This is a genomic window from Mycolicibacterium nivoides (genome assembly GCF_003855255.1).
Taxonomy (GTDB): domain Bacteria; phylum Actinomycetota; class Actinomycetes; order Mycobacteriales; family Mycobacteriaceae; genus Mycobacterium; species Mycobacterium nivoides.
This window is the reverse complement of the sequence record NZ_CP034072.1, coordinates 3,261,466-3,280,700: the sequence shown is the minus strand read 5'-3', so window position 1 is coordinate 3,280,700 and position 19,235 is coordinate 3,261,466. Positions and strand designations below refer to the sequence as shown.

General features: G+C 66.8%; 21 protein-coding genes, 1 tRNA gene and 1 pseudogene. 12 read left to right on the top strand and 11 right to left on the bottom strand.

The window, feature by feature from the left end:
• Positions 1-51: 51 nt before the first annotated feature.
• Both EH231_RS15730 and EH231_RS15725 read right to left on the bottom strand, forming a co-directional pair.
• On the bottom strand, positions 52-711 hold the full coding sequence (locus tag EH231_RS15730) for an SAF domain-containing protein (RefSeq protein WP_124712736.1): 660 nt from the start codon (positions 709-711) through the stop codon (positions 52-54).
• Positions 712-780: 69 nt separating this feature from the next.
• Entirely contained in the window at positions 781-1,110 is a 330-nt protein-coding gene (locus EH231_RS15725; protein WP_090427386.1) for an FmdB family zinc ribbon protein, read from the bottom strand.
• 64 nt (positions 1,111-1,174) lie between these two features.
• Here EH231_RS15725 and EH231_RS15720 point away from each other — a divergent pair, with 64 nt between their 5' ends.
• Complete coding sequence (locus tag EH231_RS15720) at positions 1,175-1,945, top strand: HNH endonuclease family protein (protein ID WP_241178032.1); 771 nt, start codon at positions 1,175-1,177, stop codon at positions 1,943-1,945.
• 182 nt (positions 1,946-2,127) lie between these two features.
• On the opposite strand, the gene EH231_RS15715 is transcribed toward EH231_RS15720, so the two are convergent.
• From EH231_RS15715 to EH231_RS15700, 4 genes are all read right to left on the bottom strand, one after another.
• Positions 2,128-3,015: a universal stress protein gene (locus tag EH231_RS15715; RefSeq protein ID WP_124712734.1), complete on the bottom strand. Its 888-nt coding sequence runs from the start codon at positions 3,013-3,015 to the stop codon at positions 2,128-2,130.
• Complete coding sequence (locus tag EH231_RS15710) at positions 3,012-4,844, bottom strand: amino acid permease (protein ID WP_090427394.1); 1,833 nt, start codon at positions 4,842-4,844, stop codon at positions 3,012-3,014. Before EH231_RS15710 ends, EH231_RS15715 begins: the two co-directional genes overlap by 4 nt.
• A gap of 125 nt (positions 4,845-4,969) precedes the next feature.
• On the bottom strand, positions 4,970-6,205 hold the full coding sequence (locus EH231_RS15705; RefSeq protein WP_090427397.1) for a PucR family transcriptional regulator: 1,236 nt from the start codon (positions 6,203-6,205) through the stop codon (positions 4,970-4,972).
• Positions 6,206-6,224: 19 nt separating this feature from the next.
• Entirely contained in the window at positions 6,225-6,824 is a 600-nt protein-coding gene (locus EH231_RS15700; protein ID WP_090427400.1) for a 5-formyltetrahydrofolate cyclo-ligase, read from the bottom strand.
• A 27-nt stretch (positions 6,825-6,851) separates the two neighbouring features.
• Between EH231_RS15700 and EH231_RS15695 the strand changes: the two genes are divergently transcribed.
• The 5 genes from EH231_RS15695 to EH231_RS15675 all read left to right on the top strand — a co-directional run bounded on the left by EH231_RS15695 (position 6,852) and on the right by EH231_RS15675 (position 11,301).
• Positions 6,852-7,781 carry a UTP--glucose-1-phosphate uridylyltransferase gene (locus EH231_RS15695; RefSeq protein WP_164480908.1) on the top strand — a complete coding sequence of 310 codons (930 nt, stop codon included), beginning with the start codon at positions 6,852-6,854 and terminating at the stop codon, positions 7,779-7,781.
• 48 nt (positions 7,782-7,829) lie between these two features.
• Positions 7,830-9,068, top strand: a complete 1,239-nt coding sequence (glp, locus tag EH231_RS15690) for a molybdotransferase-like divisome protein Glp (RefSeq protein ID WP_090427405.1) — start codon at positions 7,830-7,832, stop codon at positions 9,066-9,068.
• Between the two features lie 46 nt (positions 9,069-9,114).
• Positions 9,115-9,768 carry a GNAT family N-acetyltransferase gene (locus tag EH231_RS15685; protein WP_090427408.1) on the top strand — a complete coding sequence of 218 codons (654 nt, stop codon included), beginning with the start codon at positions 9,115-9,117 and terminating at the stop codon, positions 9,766-9,768.
• 241 nt (positions 9,769-10,009) lie between these two features.
• The gene (gene sepX / locus EH231_RS15680; RefSeq protein ID WP_124712733.1) at positions 10,010-11,173 is read left to right on the top strand and encodes a divisome protein SepX/GlpR; all 1,164 of its coding nucleotides are present in this window, start codon (positions 10,010-10,012) and stop codon (positions 11,171-11,173) included.
• 55 nt (positions 11,174-11,228) lie between these two features.
• Positions 11,229-11,301, top strand: a tRNA-Ala gene (locus tag EH231_RS15675).
• 193 nt (positions 11,302-11,494) lie between these two features.
• Here EH231_RS15675 and EH231_RS15670 read toward each other — a convergent pair.
• The 3 genes and pseudogenes from EH231_RS15670 to EH231_RS34285 form a co-directional block, all read right to left on the bottom strand.
• Complete coding sequence (locus EH231_RS15670) at positions 11,495-12,319, bottom strand: hypothetical protein (protein ID WP_090427413.1); 825 nt, start codon at positions 12,317-12,319, stop codon at positions 11,495-11,497.
• On the bottom strand, positions 12,316-12,924 hold the full coding sequence (locus EH231_RS15665; RefSeq protein WP_124712732.1) for a TetR/AcrR family transcriptional regulator: 609 nt from the start codon (positions 12,922-12,924) through the stop codon (positions 12,316-12,318). Before EH231_RS15665 ends, EH231_RS15670 begins: the two co-directional genes overlap by 4 nt.
• 66 nt (positions 12,925-12,990) lie before the next feature.
• Positions 12,991-13,470: pseudogene (locus EH231_RS34285) on the bottom strand (alpha/beta hydrolase family protein); the annotation flags it as partial.
• 3 nt (positions 13,471-13,473) lie between these two features.
• Here EH231_RS34285 and EH231_RS34280 point away from each other — a divergent pair.
• Complete coding sequence (locus EH231_RS34280; protein ID WP_420891973.1) at positions 13,474-13,920, top strand: MmyB family transcriptional regulator; 447 nt, start codon at positions 13,474-13,476, stop codon at positions 13,918-13,920.
• Here EH231_RS34280 and EH231_RS15650 read toward each other — a convergent pair.
• Entirely contained in the window at positions 13,895-14,836 is a 942-nt protein-coding gene (locus EH231_RS15650; RefSeq protein ID WP_124712731.1) for an SDR family oxidoreductase, read from the bottom strand. The two genes, EH231_RS34280 and EH231_RS15650, sit on opposite strands and share 26 nt — an antisense overlap.
• An 87-nt stretch (positions 14,837-14,923) precedes the next feature.
• On the opposite strand from EH231_RS15650, the gene EH231_RS15645 reads away from it, so the two are divergent.
• Entirely contained in the window at positions 14,924-15,760 is an 837-nt protein-coding gene (locus EH231_RS15645) for a helix-turn-helix transcriptional regulator (RefSeq protein ID WP_124712730.1), read from the top strand.
• Positions 15,761-15,865: 105 nt separating this feature from the next.
• Complete coding sequence (locus EH231_RS15640; protein ID WP_090427422.1) at positions 15,866-16,480, top strand: TetR/AcrR family transcriptional regulator; 615 nt, start codon at positions 15,866-15,868, stop codon at positions 16,478-16,480.
• Positions 16,481-16,498: 18 nt separating this feature from the next.
• On the opposite strand, the gene EH231_RS15635 is transcribed toward EH231_RS15640, so the two are convergent.
• Positions 16,499-17,302, bottom strand: a complete 804-nt coding sequence (locus EH231_RS15635) for an enoyl-CoA hydratase/isomerase family protein (RefSeq protein WP_090427425.1) — start codon at positions 17,300-17,302, stop codon at positions 16,499-16,501.
• A gap of 169 nt (positions 17,303-17,471) precedes the next feature.
• On the opposite strand from EH231_RS15635, the gene EH231_RS15630 reads away from it, so the two are divergent.
• From EH231_RS15630 to EH231_RS15620, 3 genes are all read left to right on the top strand, one after another.
• Positions 17,472-18,209 carry an SDR family NAD(P)-dependent oxidoreductase gene (locus tag EH231_RS15630; protein ID WP_124712729.1) on the top strand — a complete coding sequence of 246 codons (738 nt, stop codon included), beginning with the start codon at positions 17,472-17,474 and terminating at the stop codon, positions 18,207-18,209.
• A 199-nt stretch (positions 18,210-18,408) separates the two neighbouring features.
• Positions 18,409-18,624, top strand: coding sequence for a hypothetical protein (locus tag EH231_RS15625; protein ID WP_234927257.1), 216 nt, complete (start codon positions 18,409-18,411; stop codon positions 18,622-18,624).
• The gene (locus tag EH231_RS15620) at positions 18,621-19,175 is read left to right on the top strand and encodes a hypothetical protein (protein ID WP_090427435.1); all 555 of its coding nucleotides are present in this window, start codon (positions 18,621-18,623) and stop codon (positions 19,173-19,175) included. Before EH231_RS15625 ends, EH231_RS15620 begins: the two co-directional genes overlap by 4 nt.
• The last annotated feature ends 60 nt before the right edge of the window (positions 19,176-19,235 follow it).

The following is a 19,235-nucleotide window of genomic DNA, read 5'->3' as shown; positions in this document are numbered from 1 at the left end:
TCAACATCTTCAGAACGGACGAATCATGTTGTCCAGCGGTGAGATTCAGCGTCAGTGGATCGTCAGTGTGACAGCCTGGACCAGGCTGATTGCCGCGACCTCGTTGGCGGAGCGCGCGGGCAGGGCAACCAGGGCCACCCGGTCGGTGCCCACCCCGGACCCGCGGGCCTTCTCCGAGACAAGTACCACCACCGCCCCCGAGGCCACTACGACCGGCCGGGCCGGCTGCTTGTCGTCCTGATCGCCGGTCACCGTGATCACGTCCACCACGTCGCCCGGCCGGATCAGATCGAGCAGCGCCGTGTCGCTGAGCTTCAGCGGCACGATCCGCGCATCCGGGCCGGCGGCCGATTCCGCCAGCCGTGACCCGAGCAGCCGGACATCGGTGAGGACCTCGCCGCGACGGGCCGGGGCGGTCAGCGTCGCGCCGATCACGGGGCCCACGTCATGCTGGGCACCGTCGGGGAGCGTGGCCGTGCTGCGTCGTTCCAGTCGCACGTCAGCGGCGGTCAATGCGACGCCGGGAGACAGGTCGTGGCTGGCGACTGCGATCTCGGTGTATTCGCCGTGCGGGTCGGAGCGCAGGGCCGCGATTGCAGCCAGCAGCACCAGCCCGGCCGCGGCGGCGCGGCGCGCGGCCACCGTGCGGGTCCAATCGGGCCGGGCAGCAGTCAACCGACGCCAGAGGGGCGGGTTGAGTGATTCGGCCATGGCGCCACGGTAGGCGCGCGACGGCCGGGTGAGAACGGCGTCTTCGCCGTCCTGTGGATAACTCCGGGGCTAGCTTGAAGCGGCCGCGGCAGGGGCCGCACTGGAGCTGCTCGACGAACTCGAAGACGTACCGCTCGACGAGGACGACGAGTCCGAGGACGTGCTCGACGAGCTGCTCTCCGAGCTCTTGCCGGAGGAGCCGTTGGACGAGCTCTTGCCCGACTCGCGGTTGTCGGTGCGGTAGAAGCCGCTGCCCTTGAACACCACGCCGACGGAGCCAAAGAGCTTGCGCAGCTTGCCGGAGCACTTGGGGCAGGTGGTCAGCGCATCGTCGCTGAACGCCTGCACCGCGTCGAACCGATTGCCGCACTCAGTGCACGCGTAGGAATAGGTAGGCACGAAAACCCTCCGAGTTTGGTCAAACTTGTTAGCACTCTACCGGCTCAAGTGCTAGAACCGCTACGTGGGCCATGTCATTCCCGCGGGCCGCCGGCGCCGGCGCACCGGAAGGTTAGCGGTACTGCTCGTGGTGGCGGTAATCCTGGCGGTGCTGGCCGTGCTCGTGGTGGCACGCATGCGGGAGGAGGGGCCCGCGGATGCGCCGGCCCGGTCCGCGGTCCCGCCTCCGACTACCGGTCAGGCCCGGCAGCCGCTACCGCAGACCCCCGGCTACGACCGGGCCCGCGCATTGTTGGCGGGGCTGCCGGTCAAGGGCTGGGACCGTGACACCGACTACGCCCGGTCGCGCTTCGGTGAGGCATGGAGCGACGACGTCAACGTCGAGTTCGGCCACAACGGCTGCAATACTCGCGACGACATCCTGCGCCGCGACCTGGCCCAGCTGACCGTCCGCCCCGGAACCTGTTACGCCGCCACCGGTGTCCTGCACGACCCCTACACCGGTGCCGAGATCGCATTCACCCGCGGGCCGGACACCTCCAGCACAGTGCAGATCGACCACCTGGTGTCGCTGTCGGATGCCTGGTACAAGGGTGCGCGAACCTGGGACCCGCAGCGGCGCAAGGACTTCGCGAACGATCCGCGCAACCTGATCGCGGTTGCCGCGCAACCCAACTTCGACAAGGCCTTCCGCGACGCGGCCAGCTGGTTGCCGCCCGCTGCTGCGTTCCGCTGCGAGTTCGTGGCCCGCCAGGTCGAGGTGAAATCCGCCTACCAACTATGGGTCTCGGCCAAGGAGAAGCACGCCATGGTGGCGGTCCTGAACGGCTGTTAGGCGCAGCGCCCGCACAGAGCGCTCCGCGGCCGGAGTCCTTACGGCGCGCTGCGACGAGTGTGCAACCTTTCGTGCTGAAAGGGCCGGCGAAAACAGCGCAAGAAGCTACACACTCGTCGCAGTGCGTGCGGATCACACCATTGGCCCTCGCGCGGGTGACCTGGCCCCGGGGTGCGGAAAACCTAGCGCGGCTGGTAGCTCGGTGCGATCATCACCGGAACCGGCGAGTGGCGCAGGATCTTGCCCGCGGCCGAGCCGAGGAACACCTGCGCACTCGGGGCGGCCGCACCCGAGCCGAGCACCAGCATGTCCCCGGTGTCCCACCCGATGCTCTGCACGGCTGTGTTCCAGTCGTGGCCGGCGCCGACCACCACGTCGACGTCCGGAACCGCCATCCGGTCACGAATGGCGTTGAGCTGCTTGGTGATCTCGGTAATCGTCCGTCGTGACCACTGCTGGACCACCAACTCCTCGGCCGAGGTTTCGATGGTGCCCGCGAACGCCGCGGTATTGCGAACGGTGAACGATACGATGCGCAGCTTGGCCTTCCAATCCGCGGCCAGCTCAGCGGTGGCCGGGATGAGTCCGTTGACGTCGGCCTCCCCGCCGTAGGCCGCGGTGAGGCGGCGGATGGGAGTGTCGGTCTGGGTGTACCCGCGCGGCGCGAAGACCACCGGCACCCGGGCGGTGTGCACCAGGCGCTCGGTGACGCTGCCCAGCGTGACCCGGCCGATCATGCCCGAAGAGGACGACCCGACGGACACGACGGTCACCCGGTGCGCGTCCGCGAGCTCGATCAAACCGGTTGGTATCGACGTAGATTCGTGTACCACGGGGGTGACGTCGAGGTCGATGGGCAGCACCGCGACCGCGCGCTGCAACGCCTGCGTGGCCTGCGCGCGGACGTACGTCGGATATTCGCCCTCAACCGGGTCGTCCCGCGGTGGCCAGGCCCGTTCCACCACCGCCGCGGCGATCACCTGCTCGCCGGTGGTGCGGGCGAGCTGGATGGCCAGATTCAGCGGTGCGCTGCTGTGCCGACTCGCACTGAATGCGGCCAGGATGGTCACGACGCATGCTCCTGGGTGCGCACCCGCGACACCACATGGGTCACCGGGATCTGATACTCGGCGCGGGCCCGGTCGACGACGTCGAAGCGATGCCAGACCGAATCCTCCGGCGGCAGAGTCGAGATCACGATCTGGTCCGGCCGGAACGTCTCGACGGCATGGGCCAGGGCCCGCAGCGGACGGTAGTCACCCAGCTCGCCGTCGGCCTGCAACTGCTCGGAACGCAGCGTGCTCAGCATCTGATCGAGGCGGCGCTGGGCGGCGCGCGTGGTGGCTTCCGAGATGTCGAGAGGACCGTGGGTGGCGGCCACCCCGGTGTCGATCGGACTGGCGGGCACGACGATCTGATAGAGGGCGTTGCGGTCCGCGCCGATGCGCCGTAGCTCATCGAGCAGTTCGTTGGATTCCACGGTCTCGTTGGCCAGCACCAACACCCGGTGCGGAGGCTCGGCACCGGGCGTCGGCGACACCCCGGCCACCTCGGGCCGGTGCCCGATGAACCAGCGGTTGGCCAGGAACAGCACGATCACCACGGCCCACGACAACAAGCTCATGGTCAGTGCTTTGCGGTTGTCGCCGCCCTGCGCGAACATCTGCACCAGGATCGCGAAGATGCAGGCCGCGGTGAGGATCGACAAGACCGGGAACAGCCACATCTTCACCTTGAGTTTGTCGGCCGATGTCCGGTACCGCAGCACGATCTGCGAGATCGCGATGAGCAGGTAGACGAACAGGATCACGGCCCCGCTGGAATCCAGCAGGAACTTGAAGATGAAGTCCGGCGAGAACGCCGAGGCGATCACTCCCAGGAAGCCGATGACCGATGAGGCGAGGATCGCCGTCGCCGGCACACCGCGCCGCGTCACCGCGACCAACTGCGGTGGTGCCTCGCGACGGGCGGCCAGCACGAACAGCATCCGCGACGCGGTGTACATGCCCGAGTTCAGGCAGCTCAGCACGGCCGTCAGCACCACGGCGTTCATGATGTGGTCGGCGTAGGGGATGCCGATCTCGGTGAATGCCGACACGAACGGCGATGCGGCGACCTGGTCGCTGTTCCACGGCAGGATCGTCACTAGCAGGAACGCCGAGCCGACGAAGAACACTGCGATACGCAGGATCACGGAGTTCGCCGCCCTGGCCACGGCCCGCTCCGGATCGGCCGACTCCGCGGCCGCGATGGTGGCGATCTCGGCGCCGACCATCGAGAAGATCACGGTCACCACGCCGACCGTGACCGCCATGGCGCCCAGCGGGAAGAATCCGCCGTGAGCCCACAGGTTCGAGAAATCCATGTCCTTGTGCGGCCACAATCCGATGACATACAGCGAACCCAGCCCGATGAACGCCAGGATCGCGGCCACCTTGATGCCGGCGAACCAATACTCGAACTCACCGAACGATGACACCGAGAACAGGTTGGTCGCCGTCATCGCGATCAACAGGATCAGTGCCGTCAGCCAGATGGGTACGTCCATCCAGTACTGAATGATCTTTGCTCCTGCGATGGCTTCGAAGCCGACGACGATCACCCAGAAGTACCAATACAGCCAGCCGACCGAGAAGCCCGCCCAGTTGCCCATCGCGTTGCGCGCGTAGTCCGCGAACGATCCGGTCGACGGATTCGCGACGGCCATCTCGGCCAGCATCCGCATCACCATGATGATGAGGACGCCCGCCAGGGCGTAGGTGATGAAGACACCCGGGCCGGTCTTGCCGATCACCACCCCGGAGCCGACGAACAGTCCGGCACCGATGACACCACCGATCGCGATCATCCGCAGTTGTCGTTGACTGAGTGCCTTTTTCAGTGCGGGTGTTTCACCCATTTGCCTACCGACTCCTCCGTGATGTGTGACTCAGGTCACAAGCGGCCAGAAGAGAACGCTATGCCTGGCGACGGGTCGACGGAGCCGAAATCGGGCCGAAACTGTAGGAAACTCAGCCGGCTCGTTCAGACAGCTGTCGAACCGGGGTGGTACAGCCCGGCCAGGCGTGCCAACCGCAGGCTCAGCATCAGAGCGAAACGGGTCTCACCGTCGCTGAGATCGCTGCCGACGGCCTCGGTGAGCTTCTCCAGCCGGTAATACAGCGTGGACCGGTGGAGATACATCTCCTCGGAGGTGCGCCGCACGTCACCGCCGTTGGCCAGGTACGTCTCCAGCGTGCGGAGGAGATCTTCGCGACCCTGCTCGATCAGGCCGACGATGCCGGGGTGGACCAGTTCGCCGAGCCGGTCCGGGCCGTAGGCCTGGCCCAGCAATGCCAGGGTGCGCCACGAGCCGAGGGCGGACCAGTCGGCCACCTGGGCGCTGCCCGCGCCGACCTCTGCCAGCGCCAGCGCCAGCCTCGCCTGGCGAAACCCAAGGGCGGCTTCCGTTAGCGGCAGGGGAGTGCCGGAGCTGCCGATGGCTGGGTGGGTTCCGTAGCTGGCCCGCACGGCCAGGGCAACGGTGTCGGCGGTCGCTGCAGACCCGGCGTCCGAACGTGACACCGCGAGGATCGTCGTCGGTGATCCGGCCAGGGTGTACCACCGGCGTGTCCGGTCGGTGGCCGCCAACCGCAGACGCAGCGCCATGCTCCGGTCGACCGGATCGCCCGCGTCGTCAGGGTCGGGCTCGAACCTGAAAACCTGGACCACGTCGTGTGGCTCGGCCATTGCCCTGGCGTGCAGTTCGGCGACCACCGTCTGGGCCTGCCCTGGATCTTCGGCGGCGATCAACCGCATCAGGAGGCCCTGCTGCGCGGACTCCTCGGAGCGCAGCGCCGCGTTGCGGCGGTCGAGGATGGCCAGCAGGTCGGCACCCGCTCGCTCGGCCAGCCGCTGACCGTGCTCGGGCAGTGAGCCCTCGGGCGCGATGATCCACAGGTAGCCGAACCGCTCGGACGCGGACCGGACAGGGACGCAGAACCGCGGCATCAGGTTGTACTGCGGAAAGGCCGGGGTCCACACCGCCGAGTCCGCCGAGCCGATCCCGAAGTTGAACAGCGCCGCCTTGACCTCCGCGCGGGTCTCGCGTTGCAGCACGCTGTGGACCCGCACGTCGTCGAGTTCGCCGAGCTGACGGCTGTGCGTGACCGGGGTCAGCTCCTCGTCATCCAGCAGCACGGCCCGGTCCAGGGTTTGGGCCAGCACGTCGACGATCAGCTGCATGCGGACACCGAAGTCTGCGCTCACCGGATCGGACACCTGACGATTCTGGACCAGCTCAGGGCTGCAACGTCACGATTCCGCCCGACGGCGTCAGTGCGTGCGTCATTCGCACGTCGTGGGGATCGGCGGGGAGTTCGTCGACCAGTTCGTCGTCACGCACCACCGCGACCAGGCGCGCATGCGGTGCGGCATAGATCAGGGTCCGGTCATAGAAACCGGCGCCCCGGCCCAGCCGGTTGCCGTGGCGGTCGACGGCCAGCGCGGGCACGAGAACCACCTCGGCATCTGCGATCCGTCCTGCGGGCAACCACGGCGGCGCGGGCTCGCGCAGGCCGAACTCGGCGGCCACCAATGAGCCGGGTTCATACGGGCCCCACTGCATCGGCATGCCCCGGCCGTCCTCGTCGTTGCGGGCGACCGGAAGCAGCACGCGCACACCGAGTTCCAACAGGGTGTCCAACAGGGCCTGCGACCCCGGTTCCGAGCCCACCGGAACGTAGGCGCACACCGTTTGCCCGCTGCGCACCAGAGTGGGCAGCCAGCGGCTGAGTGCCTGCGCCTCACTGTCGCGGCGGTCGGCGGGTACGGCCCGTCTTGCACGGAGAACGCCGGTTCGCAAATCGGTCTTCGTCGGCGGGGTCACGCCCTCCACCATTTCAGAACGGGCGTTAGTGTGTGAACGATGAGCACGTCTCACAAGGCGCCTGAGGTGCCGATTCCCTACACGGCCGTGGTCCCGGCGGCCGGTCTGGGTACGCGATTCCTTCCCGCCACCAAGACGGTCCCCAAGGAATTGCTTCCGGTGGTCGACACCCCGGGCATCGAGCTGGTGGCGGCCGAGGCGGCTGAGGCCGGTGCCGAGCGACTGATCATCATCACCTCCGAAGGCAAGGACGGCGTCGTCGCGCATTTCGTCGAGGACCTGGTGCTCGAGGGCACGCTGGAGGCTCGCGGCAAGAAGACGATGCTGGAGAAGGTTCGCCGTGCTCCCGCGCTGATCAAGGTCGAGTCTGTGGTGCAGGCCGAGCCGCTCGGCCTGGGACATGCCGTCAGCTGCGTCGAGGCCGCGCTGGCTCCCGACGAGGACGCGATCGCCGTCCTGCTGCCCGATGACCTGGTGCTGCCCACCGGTGTCCTGGAGACCATGTCCAAGGTGCGGGCCAAGCGCGGCGGTTCCGTGCTGTGCGCCATCGAGGTGCCCGGCGACGAGATCAGTGCCTACGGCGTCTTCGACGTCGAGACCGTGCCCGACGCGGCCAACCCGAACGTGCTGCGGGTCAAGGGCATGGTGGAAAAGCCCAAGCCCGAGGATGCGCCGTCTCCGTACGCCGCCGCCGGCCGCTACCTTCTCGACCGGGCGATCTTCGATGCGCTGCGTCGCGTTTCACGCGGCGTGGGCGGGGAGATTCAGCTGACCGACGCCATCGCTCTGCTCATCGAGGAGGGCCACCCGGTACATGTGGTTGTGCACCGCGGAGCCCGACACGACCTGGGAAATCCCGGCGGCTACCTGAAGGCTGCGGTTGACTTTGCGTTGGAACGTGACGACTACGGCCCTGATTTGCGGCGGTGGTTGGTCGAACGATTGGGTCTGACCGGACAGGAGGGCTAGCAACAAGCTGGCCCGCACGTCGGCCCGGATGGCATAGGAAGGCGTGTTGTGCGTTCGGTGGAGGAACAGCAGGCTCGGGTAGCCGCTGCCGCAGTGGCCCCCCGACCGGTGCGAGTGGCCATCGCCGAGTCACAAGGCCTGATGTGCGCCGAAGAGGTCGTCACCGAACGGCCCATGCCGGGATTCGATCAGGCCGCCATCGACGGCTACGCGGTGCGCAGCGTCGACGTGTTGTCGGTGGGTGACGGCGCCGGTGAGATCAGCCTGCCCGTGATGGGCTCGATCGAGGCGGGTGCGCGTACCCCGAGCCGGTTGCAGCCGCGGCAGGCCGCGCGGGTGCAGACCGGCGCGCCGATGCCGACGCTGGCCGATGCGGTACTGCCGTTGCGGTGGACCGACGGCGGCGAGAGCCGGGTGCGGATCCTGCGCAGCGTGCGCTCGGGCGCCTATGTCCGGCGCACGGGCGACGACGTGCAACCCGGTGACGTCGCGGTGCGGGCCGGCACCATCATCGGTCCGGCCCAGGTGGGGCTGCTGGCCGCGGTCGGGCGGGACCGGGTGCTGGTGCATCCGCGGCCGAGGCTGTGCGTGATGTGTGTAGGCGGCGAACTCGTCGACGTGTCCCGCAGCCCGGGGACCGGGCAGGTGTACGACGTGAACTCCTACGCGCTGGCCGCCGCAGGCCGGGATGCGGGTGCCGAGGTCAACCGCGTCGGCATCATCAGCACCGACCCGCGGGAACTGCGGGAAACCGTTGAGGGCCAAGTCAATCGCAACGAGATCGTGGTGATCGCCGGTGCGGTGGGCGGAGCCGCCGCTGAATCTGTACGCACCGTGCTCGCCGAACTCGGCGAGATGGAGGTGGCCCGGATCGCGATGCACCCGGGATCGGTGCAGGGATTCGGCCAGCTCGGTCGCGACCGCGTCCCGGTCTTCCTGCTGCCGGCCAACCCGGTGAGCGCGCTGGTGGTGTTCGAGGTGATGGTCCGCCCGCTGATCCGGCTCTCGCTGGGCAAGCGCCAGCCGATGCGGCGCATGGTTCAGGCCCGCACGCTGGCGCCGATCAGCTCGGTCGCGGGCCGCACCGGATACCTGCGCGGGCAGCTCATGAGGGACCAGGACACCGGCGAATACCTGGTGCAGGCCCTGGGCGGGGCGCCGGGCGCGTCCACCCACCTGCTGGCCACCCTCGCCGAGGCGAACTGTCTCGTGGTGATTCCGAGTGAGGTCGACGAGGTTCGCACCGGCGAAACCGTGGATGTCGCATTCCTGGCCCAGCGCGGCTGATAAGACTTCATTCGATGAATGACGGTGTGACGAATCGACTGTGCGGATGAGCCTGTTCCGGTCCAACGCTTTTCACCCGGGTTGGCCCGGTCCGATCGGACCGTTGCGGGTGCAGGCCGGTGTGGTGCGGCTACGTCCGGTGCGGCTGCGGGATGCCGCGGTGTGGAGCCGCATCCGGCTGGCCGACCAGGCCCATCTGGAGCCGTGGGAGCCGGTCAGTGGCGTGGATTGGCGTGTCCGTCATGCTGTTTCGTCGTGGCCCGCGATCTGCTCGGGCCTGCGCAGCGAGGCCCGGCGCGGGCGGATGCTGCCGTACGTGATCGAGCTCGACGGGCAATTCGCAGGCCAGCTCACGATCGGCAACGTCACCCATGGCGCGCTGCGATCGGCGTGGATCGGCTATTGGGTGGCCAGCGACAAGACCGGCGGCGGGGTGGCGACCGGTGCGCTGGCGCTGGGGCTCGACCACTCCTTCAACGGGGTGCAGCTGCACCGGGTGGAGGCCACGGTGCGTCCGGAGAACGTCGCGAGCCGGGCCGTGCTGGCGCGGGTCGGCTTCCGCGAGGAGGGGCTGCTGCGCCGCTATCTCGAGGTGGACGGCGCCTGGCGGGACCACCTCTTGGTCGCCATCACGTTGGAGGAGCTCAAGCATTCGGCGGCCCAGGCCCTGGTTTCGGCCGGCCGCGCCAGCTGGTGCTGATTTCGGTGGGGACCTGAGTTGCGGCGCGCCGCGTCGAAACTGCGCGCGCGGTCGTGATTTCACCGGATCCACAGCCCTGGAAGCAATCTCAGCGAAACTGGCCTCTCCAGCTGTTACCAATGTGACACATGTGACTGTTGGTGCTTGTATCGATCGAATTACAGGTGTGTAATTGTGTCGGCGCGCCATCCATGGATGCGCTGGTCACAGACCTAGCCTGAAGGGGAAAGGAGCAGGCGTCATGCCAAGCATCCCCCAGTCACTACTGTGGATTTCCCTTGTCGTTCTCTGGCTTTTCGTGTTGGTTCCGATGTTGATCAGCAAGCGCGACTCGGTGCGTCGTACCAGCGACGTCGCCCTGGCGACACGAGTACTCAACAGCGGCCGCAACGCACAACGCTTACGACGCGGCCCGGCCGCCGGGCATCACAGTGATCCGGACTGGCAGCCCACCGCCGACCACCTCGATGAGGACCTCGACGAAGACCTTGAGGACGAGGCGCCCGTCGAGGTGCGGGTGCACGCCACAGTGCAGCGCACCGTCGTGGTGGCAGCGGTGAGCGTCGAGACCCCCGAACCCGACTACCTCGACGTCGACATTGTCGACGAGGATTCCGGCGCGCTGCCGGTCGGCGCGATGGCCGAGGCTGCCGAGGAAGTGGCCGAACCCGAGCTCGAATTGGAGTTCGAGACCGAGCCCGAGGTAGAGGTAGAGGCCGAACCCGAGCCCGCCGCGGTCGAGGAGCCCGTCGAAGAGCCCATCGCGGGCTTCGAGACTGTCGAATCGGAGGCTCAAACCGAGCGCATCGCAGTGGATCTCGAGGACGTCCAGGAGGACGAAGATCCGGAGGATCTCACCGACGACGAGTACGAGTACGTCGACGACTCCTCGGGTCTGGAACCCGAGGCCGAGGACCAGCCGGCCGAGGAAGATCAGGAAGAGGCGCCCGTCGCGTCGCTCAACGCGACCCGGCAGCGCCGGTTCGAATCCAAGAAAGCCGCGGAGATCAGCGCCCGCAAGTTCCAGTTCCGCAAGCGCGTGCTCGCGGTGCTGGCGGCGACGCTGCTGTTCTCGGCGGCCGCGGCCCTGCTGGTGACACCGTCGGCCTGGTGGGTGTGTGGTGGCGCCGGAACGCTGACCGTGCTGTATCTGGCCTACCTCCGCCGCCAGACGCGCATCGAGGAGCAGTTGCGGCGCCGTCGTGCGCACCGGATGGCCCGGTCCAGGCTGGGTGTGGAGAACACCGACGACCACAAGCTCGACGTGGTGCCGGCCCGGCTGCGCAGGCCCGGCGCGGTGGTGCTCGATATCGACGACGAGGACCCGATCTTCGAGCACCTGGCGTACGCGTCGTACGCGTCGATGTCCCGCGAATACGATCTACCGCGTGCTTCCGGGCAGTAGGGCGGCCGGTTTCGTCTCACGGGCGCAGTGCTGGTAGCCTTTGCTTCCGGTATCAGGGGCTATAGCGCAGTTGGTAGCGCGTCTCGTTCGCATCGAGAAGGTCAGGGGTTCGATTCCCCTTAGCTCCACAGAATGGGAACAGGTCAACGCGGTTCGGGAGGCATTCCCGGGCCGCGTTTCTGCTTGAGACGGCCCCGCCTGGGCAGTCGCAGTCCTTCGCCGGACGCTGCGGCGAATGTGTCGCCTATCGATTGCAGAACCCGTGAATCTGCCGCGAAAGCCCGCACATTCGTCACAGGCACCGGATCGGCAGTCTTGACCTCACGGGTGTGCGACGAGGTACGTTTCGTTGTCCAGACCGGCCGTGAGTTCTTCGACATCGAAGGGCCGGTCGAGGCGCGCGTGCAATGCCTTGGGATCGATCAGCAGGCTGATTTCTGCGGTCTGGCGGGCGAAGAGCCGTCCGATGAGCGGGTAGGCCCGGCGCATCACCGCACGCTCTGCCGGTGTGCAGCGGGATGCGCAGTAGCCGACATGGCCGATCTCGTCGGTGAGGATCTCGCTGTAGAGCAGTTCGATGCGTTCGGCGACCTCGGGTTCGTCGGCGAACAGTTCGGCGCCGGCGCGGCGTAGTTCGTCAAACATGATGCAGCCCGCCATCTCTGCGGCCCCGACAAACATGAAGCCGAGCCGCTCGGGGAGGAACACACCTGTCTTGACGAACTGGCGCATCACGAATGGCGGGGGGACGACCTGGAAGGTCAGGTCGAAGACGTCGAGCGCGTATGCCAGCAGTCGGGTGTGATAGTGCTCTTCGAGTTCGAGGTAGACGTTCTCGGGCGGCAGATTTTCGTCGCTGTTGCGTCCGTAGGTTTCGCCGAGCCCCACGCCGAACCGTTCAGCCTGATTCAGTTTGGCGGTCGCCAGCAGAAACAGCATCTTGCGATCCAGGCCGGGTTCGGGGCGTCGGCGGCGCAGATTGCGGAGGAAGATCGCCCGGTCGGCGGGATGGGCTGAGCGGACGGGGTTCGCTTCGAGTTCGGCGAAGAACCGCTCTCGATTCGCCAACCGTCTGTTGAGCAGGTCGGCCTCGCCGTCACGCCTGGCGAGGAAATCCCGGTAGCCCTCGATGCCTGTGCGATTCATCGGTTCTCCATCCCTTTGACAATCGTTGTGACATAGCGGTTCAGCAGAGCAGCGTCGAATACGCCGGTGGCGAGCAATGCGAACAGCCCGGTGAGGAAGAACGTCGCGAGTTCGCCCGCATCGCGGTCGGCAGGCACCTGCCCTGCCGCTTGCGACCGGCTGATCACCCCGACCAGGAACTCTGCGAGCGGGTGCTGCGCCAACTCGTCTTCCACCGGACGGGTCGAGGAGAAATGCAGGCCGAGCATGTCCCGGAAAACCGCTCCGCCCAACCGTCGTTCGGCACTGAGGACACGACGGACGACTTGCGTGAGGATCGACTCCAGATCGCCCTTGGCCCTGTCGAGTTCGCGGACGATCCGGGTCTCCTCGTCGCGCTCCGCCTCGATGAGAACGTGCTCCTTGGTAGGGAAATGGAAGTAGAACGTTCCCCTCGCCACACCCGCCGCGGCCGCGATCGCGCTGACGTCGGCCGCGGCCAACCCACGGTCCGAAATCTCGCCCAGCGCAGCGTCGAACAAGCGGGCCCGGGTTTCGATTCGGCGCGCCTCTCGGACGCCCCGGGCCGGCGATTCGGCCACGGATGGTGCTTGTCGCGACGTCATGGCGGTCACCGTACGCCCTCTCGCTGACAGTCGTCAATGACGAGTGTCAGCGAATTTGGGGGTGACTCACTTGACGTGCTTGTCGAACCATTCGATCGGAACCTCGGGGTGCACGCCGAAGTAGTTGTAGCCGTCGAATCGGCGGTCGGTTCCGGTGATCCAGCGCAAGGCCTTCTCCTCGACGGGGATGGCGTCGAAGATGTCCTGCACGTCCTGCGGTCGCGTCATGACGTCGTCGTGAACCTGGGCCACCAGCGTCGGCACCGTCACGACCTTCACGTGCTCCAGCGGGGACTGCTCCGACAGGTGGAACCCGGTGCGCTCGTGGACGGCCTTGTCGAACTTGGCATAGCCGTCCTCCATGCCGATGCCCTTGACGAACTCTTCGACGATGTAGTTGCCGGACACGGGTTGCAGCATCACCATGGCCTGAATCTGGGAGAACTCCTCGGGGTGCTTCGACCACGCGACGGCGGTGGAATCCGCACCGAGGCACACCGACAGCAGCACCTTTCTCATGCCCTTCGTGTCGGGCCGGGCTTGGGCCGGCTGCTGTATTCACCCCTCTACGACAGGGCGGTCGGGCGGCCCAACTTCGCCAGGTTCATCTTCTTCGATTCGGCTGCCGCACAGGTGTTTCCAGAATGGCAGCGCAGCGCCGACGAAGCGGTGGGCCTGCTGCAGGCCGAGGCGGCCAGGGATCCACATTCCGCGGCCATCACACAGATCGTCGGCGAACTGGCCACGCAGAGTGTCGAGTTCCGCACCCGGTGGGCGGCCCATAAAGTGACCACCCACCGGAACGGCACCAAACAGTTCTGCCATCCCGAGTTCGGCGATCTCACGCTCACCTACAACGTTTTCGAAGTCGCCGCAGCACCGGGGCTTTCGCTCGTCGGTTACACCGCCCAACCGAATTCCCCGTCCGCACAGGCGTTGAGCATCATGTCCAGTTGGAGCGTGACCAGTCCTACGGAGTCGCGCACGCGAAAGTGACACCCGTGAGCTCCTGTGACACCGTCCACAGCCGCGATGCGTTCGCGTTGTCACGCAGCGGTTTCCAGAGTTTCTGCTCACCCGGGGGACCTCCGACGTGCCCCGGCCACTGGGGGCCGTAGAACGCGCCGCTCTCGGCCGACGTCGCTGCCATCAGCGCCGGTAGCTTCGCGCTGTCCACGGTCCCCACGATGAGGCCCCGCGCTGAGAGCCTGCGGATCAATCGCACGCTGGTGGTGTCCTTGGCTCGTCCGACTTCCGGGCGCGCGGCCAGGAGGCTGGTGGGGGCGACACCGGGATGAGAGATGTTGCTGGTGATTCCCCAGCCCGCTGCGGCGCTGCGACGGCTGAGCTCAAGCCCGAACAGGCCGAGTGCGATCTTGGACTGTCGGTAGGCGGCCATACCGTCGTAGGTGTGCTCCCAGTTCAAGTCGTTCCAGTTGATGGCGCCGCTGCGGGCGGCGACGCTGGTCTGGGACGTCACCCGCGCACGACCGGCTTTGAGCAGTGGCAGCAGGCGGCCGGTGAGGGCGACGTGGCCCAGGTGGTTGGTGCCGAACTGCAACTCGAACCCATCGGCGGTGGTCTGCCGGTCAGGCGGGGTCATCACCCCGGCGTTGTTGACGAGCATGTGGATCGGAGTCCCCTCGGCGCACAGTTTCTCGCCGAGCGCGGCTACCGAGACCAGTGACGACAGGTCGAGCTCCTCCAGCGACAACCTCGCGTGCGGATACCGTGCGCGGATCGTGGCGACGGCCGCCTCGCCCTTGACGGGATTCCGGACGGGCATGACCACCTCGGCGCCGGCTCCGGCGAGCCGTGTGGCAATGCCGAGGCCGATGCCGTCGCTCGCACCGGTCACCACCGCCCGCTTTCCCGATAGGTCGTCGACCGTGATGTCGTAATCGGTTGGCATGTGCTCGAGATTGCCCACCGGACTCGGCCGTATCCACGGCCTGACGATCCGTGGCTGAGTGATCGGGCCCGGGAGAAAATGGCATGCATGATCGATCGAGCCGGACTGGCCGAATTCCTCGTCCGTCGTCGAGGGGCGTTGCAGCCGGAGGACGTCGGGCTCCCGCGTGGTCAACGCCGTCGCACCAGTGGGCTTCGGCGCGAGGAAGTCGCCGCGTTGTGCCACATGTCGACCGACTACTACTCGCGCCTGGAACGAGAACGCGGTCCTCAGCCCTCCGAGCAGATGATTGCCTCGATCGCACAAGGGCTGCATTTGTCTCTCGACGAGCGCGATCACCTCTTCCGCCTCGCCGGACACCAACCGCCGGTGCGCGGGTCGAGCAGCGATCACATCAGCCCTGGAATGTTGCGAATCTTCGACAGACTCACCGACACCCCGGCGGAGATCGTCACCGAGTTGGGGGAGACCTTGCGGCAGACCCCGCTCGGCGTCGCACTCGTCGGTGACCTGTGCCGATACACCGGCCCGTCGCGGAGCATCGGGTACCGCTGGTTCACAGACCCGGCTGTGCGCGACATCTACCCGCGCGATGATCACGATTTCTACTCGCGCATGTTCGTCTCCGGGCTAAGGGGAGTGCTGACACTGCGAGGGCCAGGGTCCAAAGCCGCTCGATTCGCGGAGTTGCTCATCGCCGAAAACGAGGAGTTCAGGCTCTTGTGGGACGAGCACGAGGTCGGCATCAGGCCGCGAGAAATCAAGCGCTACCAGCACCCAGAGGTCGGGATCCTCGAACTCAACTGCCAAGTGCTGATGGATCCCGAGCAGTCGCATTCGCTCTTGGTCTACACCGCGGTGCCGGGTAGCGAGAGCTACGAGAAGCTGCAGTTGCTCTCGGTGATCGGCGCGCCCACGGCATGAAATTGCCGCGGTGACGGGTTCACGCGGCGGGCAGGGAAGCCCGGTAGGAGCTGGCTGGTTCGTCCACCCGGTCGGATAATCGACCGCGCCTATTAGGATGGGGCCGTGGAGGATCAGCCCGCGGGCTCCAGTCGCGTGGCACGCCGTCGTGACCGGCGCAAGGCCGAGATCGTCAAGACGGCCACCCGAATCCTCACCGAATCCGGCTACCAGGGGATGAGCCTGGAAGATGTCGCCGAACAGACCGACATCGCCAAGGCCACTCTCTACCACTACTTTTCGTCCAAGGATGCCCTGGTTGCCGCCGCGCTGGAGGCCCTGGCCGAGGAAGTTCTGCAGCGGCTCGGGGCCCGTGAGGATGCCATCGGAGAGGCTGGCGCTCGAGAGCACCTGGCGGCCCTGATCGATGAGCAGATCCGCATCCTCACCGAGACCGCGCCCGAGGTGGCCGCGGTGTTCTCCTGGCCGCGGGGCTGGCCGGAGGTCTTCGACGAGCCGATGAAGGACATGCGGCGTCGCCATGACGCGGTGTTCCGCCGGGTGGTGGAGCAGGGTGTGGACGGCGGTGAATTCACCTGTCCCGACGTCAATGTCGCTTTGCAGTGCCTGCACGGCGTCCTGAACCAGTCCTCGGTCTGGATCGGTCCGGGGATGCACGACGACGACCGCGCGGAACTGCGTGCCGCGATCGTCGACCGTGCCCTGTGCCTGTTCTATTAGCCCTTGGCGGGCCGCGGCTCAGTCGTCCTGCGCCGACGGGAAGTGCGGCGCGCGCTTCTCCCGCAGGGCGGTGTAACCCTCCACCACGTCCGGTCCGAGGAAGGTCAACATCTCATAGGCCGCGGACTGGTCGAAGATTGGGCCGGCGTTGCGCAACCAGTTGTTGAGCGCACGCTTGGTCAGCCGGATCGCCTGTTGGGCTCCGGTGGCCAGGTTGTCCGCGATCCGCAGGGCTTCGTCCAGAACTTCCTCCCGCGGAAGGGCTTTGGCGACCATGCCGATCCGCTCGGCCTCGATGCCGCCGATCATCTCGCCGGTCATGAGGTAGTACTTCGCCTTCGCCGTGCCGGCCAGCAGTGGCCAGATGATGGCGGCATGATCGCCGGCGGCCACGCCGAGCTTGACGTGCCCGTCGCCGATCCGGGCGTCCTCGGCGATGATCGCGACGTCGGCGAGCAAGGCGGCGACTGCGCCGGCCCCGACAGCGACGCCGTTGATCGCGGACACGATCGGCTTGTCGCAGTTGATCATGTTGTAGACCAGATCGCTCATCTCGCCGAGCATGTGGGACACCCGGTCGTAGTCGCCGGCCATCCGCTCGACCATGGCCAGATCGCCCCCCGCACTGAATGCCTTGCCCGCGCCGGTGATCACCGCGACCCTGGTCTGCGGGTCGGCTGCCACGTCTTTCCAGATGTTGGCCAACTCGGTGTGCATGCCCTCATCGGCGGCGTTGTACTTCTCCGGCCGGTTCAGCGTGATCAGCAGGACGCCGTTGTCGCGGCGGGTCACCGCCAACTGTTGGTAGTCAGAGAAATCCATGGTGGGTGTCCACTCCTGTCTGCATGCACGGCCTGCGCGCGCCCTATTCAACCGAAGTTACGGTTTTTCGACCACCTAAGTCAATTATCGACCGTTCGGTTGATTTTCTATGCCGGGCGGCCGATAGTTGCATCAGCGTCCACATCACCGCAGATCGAGAGGTCAGGCAATGCGATTCGACAACAAAGTCGCCGTGGTCACGGGTGCGGCATCGGGGATCGGCCGCGCCGTCGCGACCGCGCTGGCCGAGGCCGGCGCCACCGTCGCGGCCGTCGACCGGGATGAAGGGGGTCTCGCCCGAACCGTTCAGAATTGCGCGAACGTCACCGCGTACGTGGTCGACCTGGCCGACCCGAAGGCGGTGAGCACACTGCGCGACGAAGTCGTGGCCGCGCACGGAACGCCCGCCGTCATCGTCAATGCCGCGGGCTTCGACCGGGTCGAGCCGTTCATGTCCAACGACGACACGCTCTGGCAGGCGTTGGTCGCGGTGAACTTTCTGGGACCCGTCCGGCTCACCCACGCCTTTCTCGAAACCATCCTCGCCGAGGGAAGTTTGGCAAAGATCGTCAACATTGCCAGTGATGCAGGGCGAGTGGGCAGTCTGGGGGAGACGGTGTACGCCGGCACCAAGGGCGGGTTGATCGCCTTCACCAAGTCGCTCGCACGCGAGATGGCCCGTCATCAGATCAACGTCAACTGTGTTTGCCCTGGACCGACAGACACGCCGCTGTTCCATTCGCTTCCGGACAAGGTCCGCGAAGGCCTGATCAGGGCCATCCCGTTCCGCCGGCTCGCGGAACCGGAGGAGGTCGCCAAGGCCGTGCTCTTCTTCGCCTCCGACGATGCCAGCTTCATTACTGGCCAAGTCCTCAGTGTCAGTGGGGGCTTGACGATGGCCGGTTGATGGCCGGTTGGTGGACAACGGGAGTCCGCCCCGCTCTTGGTCGACGCCAGTTCGCAATGGCATACTTGCTCAGCCCCTGGGCTCAACCCAGCCGATTCGGTTAGCCTCGGGGAGCAGATTGGCCAGTTGGGGGATTGCTATGGCAAACGATCTGAGAGTGGACCCGGGGGCGCTTCGGGCTGGGGCCACTAGCAGCGAGATGATCGCTGCCGAATTGGGGGTATCGCATGCCCGTCCCGATGCCGGGGGCTACCCGAGTAGCACCGGTGTCTCGGCGATGGACGACGCGGTGATCACCGCGCGAACCTCCCAGGCGGGGCGCGTCAGAGCGCAGGCGGGATACCTGTCCGCGGCCGCGCTGCAATACGCCGCGGTCGACGAACAACACGCCGGGGGCCTGGCGGAGTTGATGTGAATGATCTGCCCGACGCGGGTCAGCCTGGTGGAGCACTGACCCGTTCTCAGTTAGAAGACTGGGACACAACGTATCTCGCGGACGCTGCCGCGCGCTGGCGCCAGTTGGCTGCCGAGTCGGAAGAACTGTTCGAGTGGCATCGGCAAAATGTGCACGCACCGGGTGGGGCAGAGTGGTCGGGTGCCGCCGGTGAGGCGGCGGGTGAACAGGTCAGTGCCGACGCGGTCGTGGTGCGCAAGCAAGGGGACATCCAGCGCGAGGCATCCGAAATAGCCGAGAACGGCTGCCGGGACATCCGGCTGGCCGTGGGGCAGGTGCTGGAGGCGATCTCGGCCGCCGAGGAGGAGGGCTTCAAGGTGTCCGAGGACCTCAAGGTGCGCGACACCCGCCGCATCGACGTGAGCACCATGGCGGTGCGCTACACGGCTTCCCGGGAGCATGCCGAGGACATCCGATGGCACTGCGAGAGGCTCATGCAGGCCGAGATCTATCTGGGCCAGCGGCTCGAGGGCAAGGCCCTCGAGCTCGCCGCCATCCAATTCTCGTTGTGACCGAGGGTTGTTCGGCTACAGCTGCGCCCAGATCGACTTGGTCTTCAGGTAGGCGTCGAT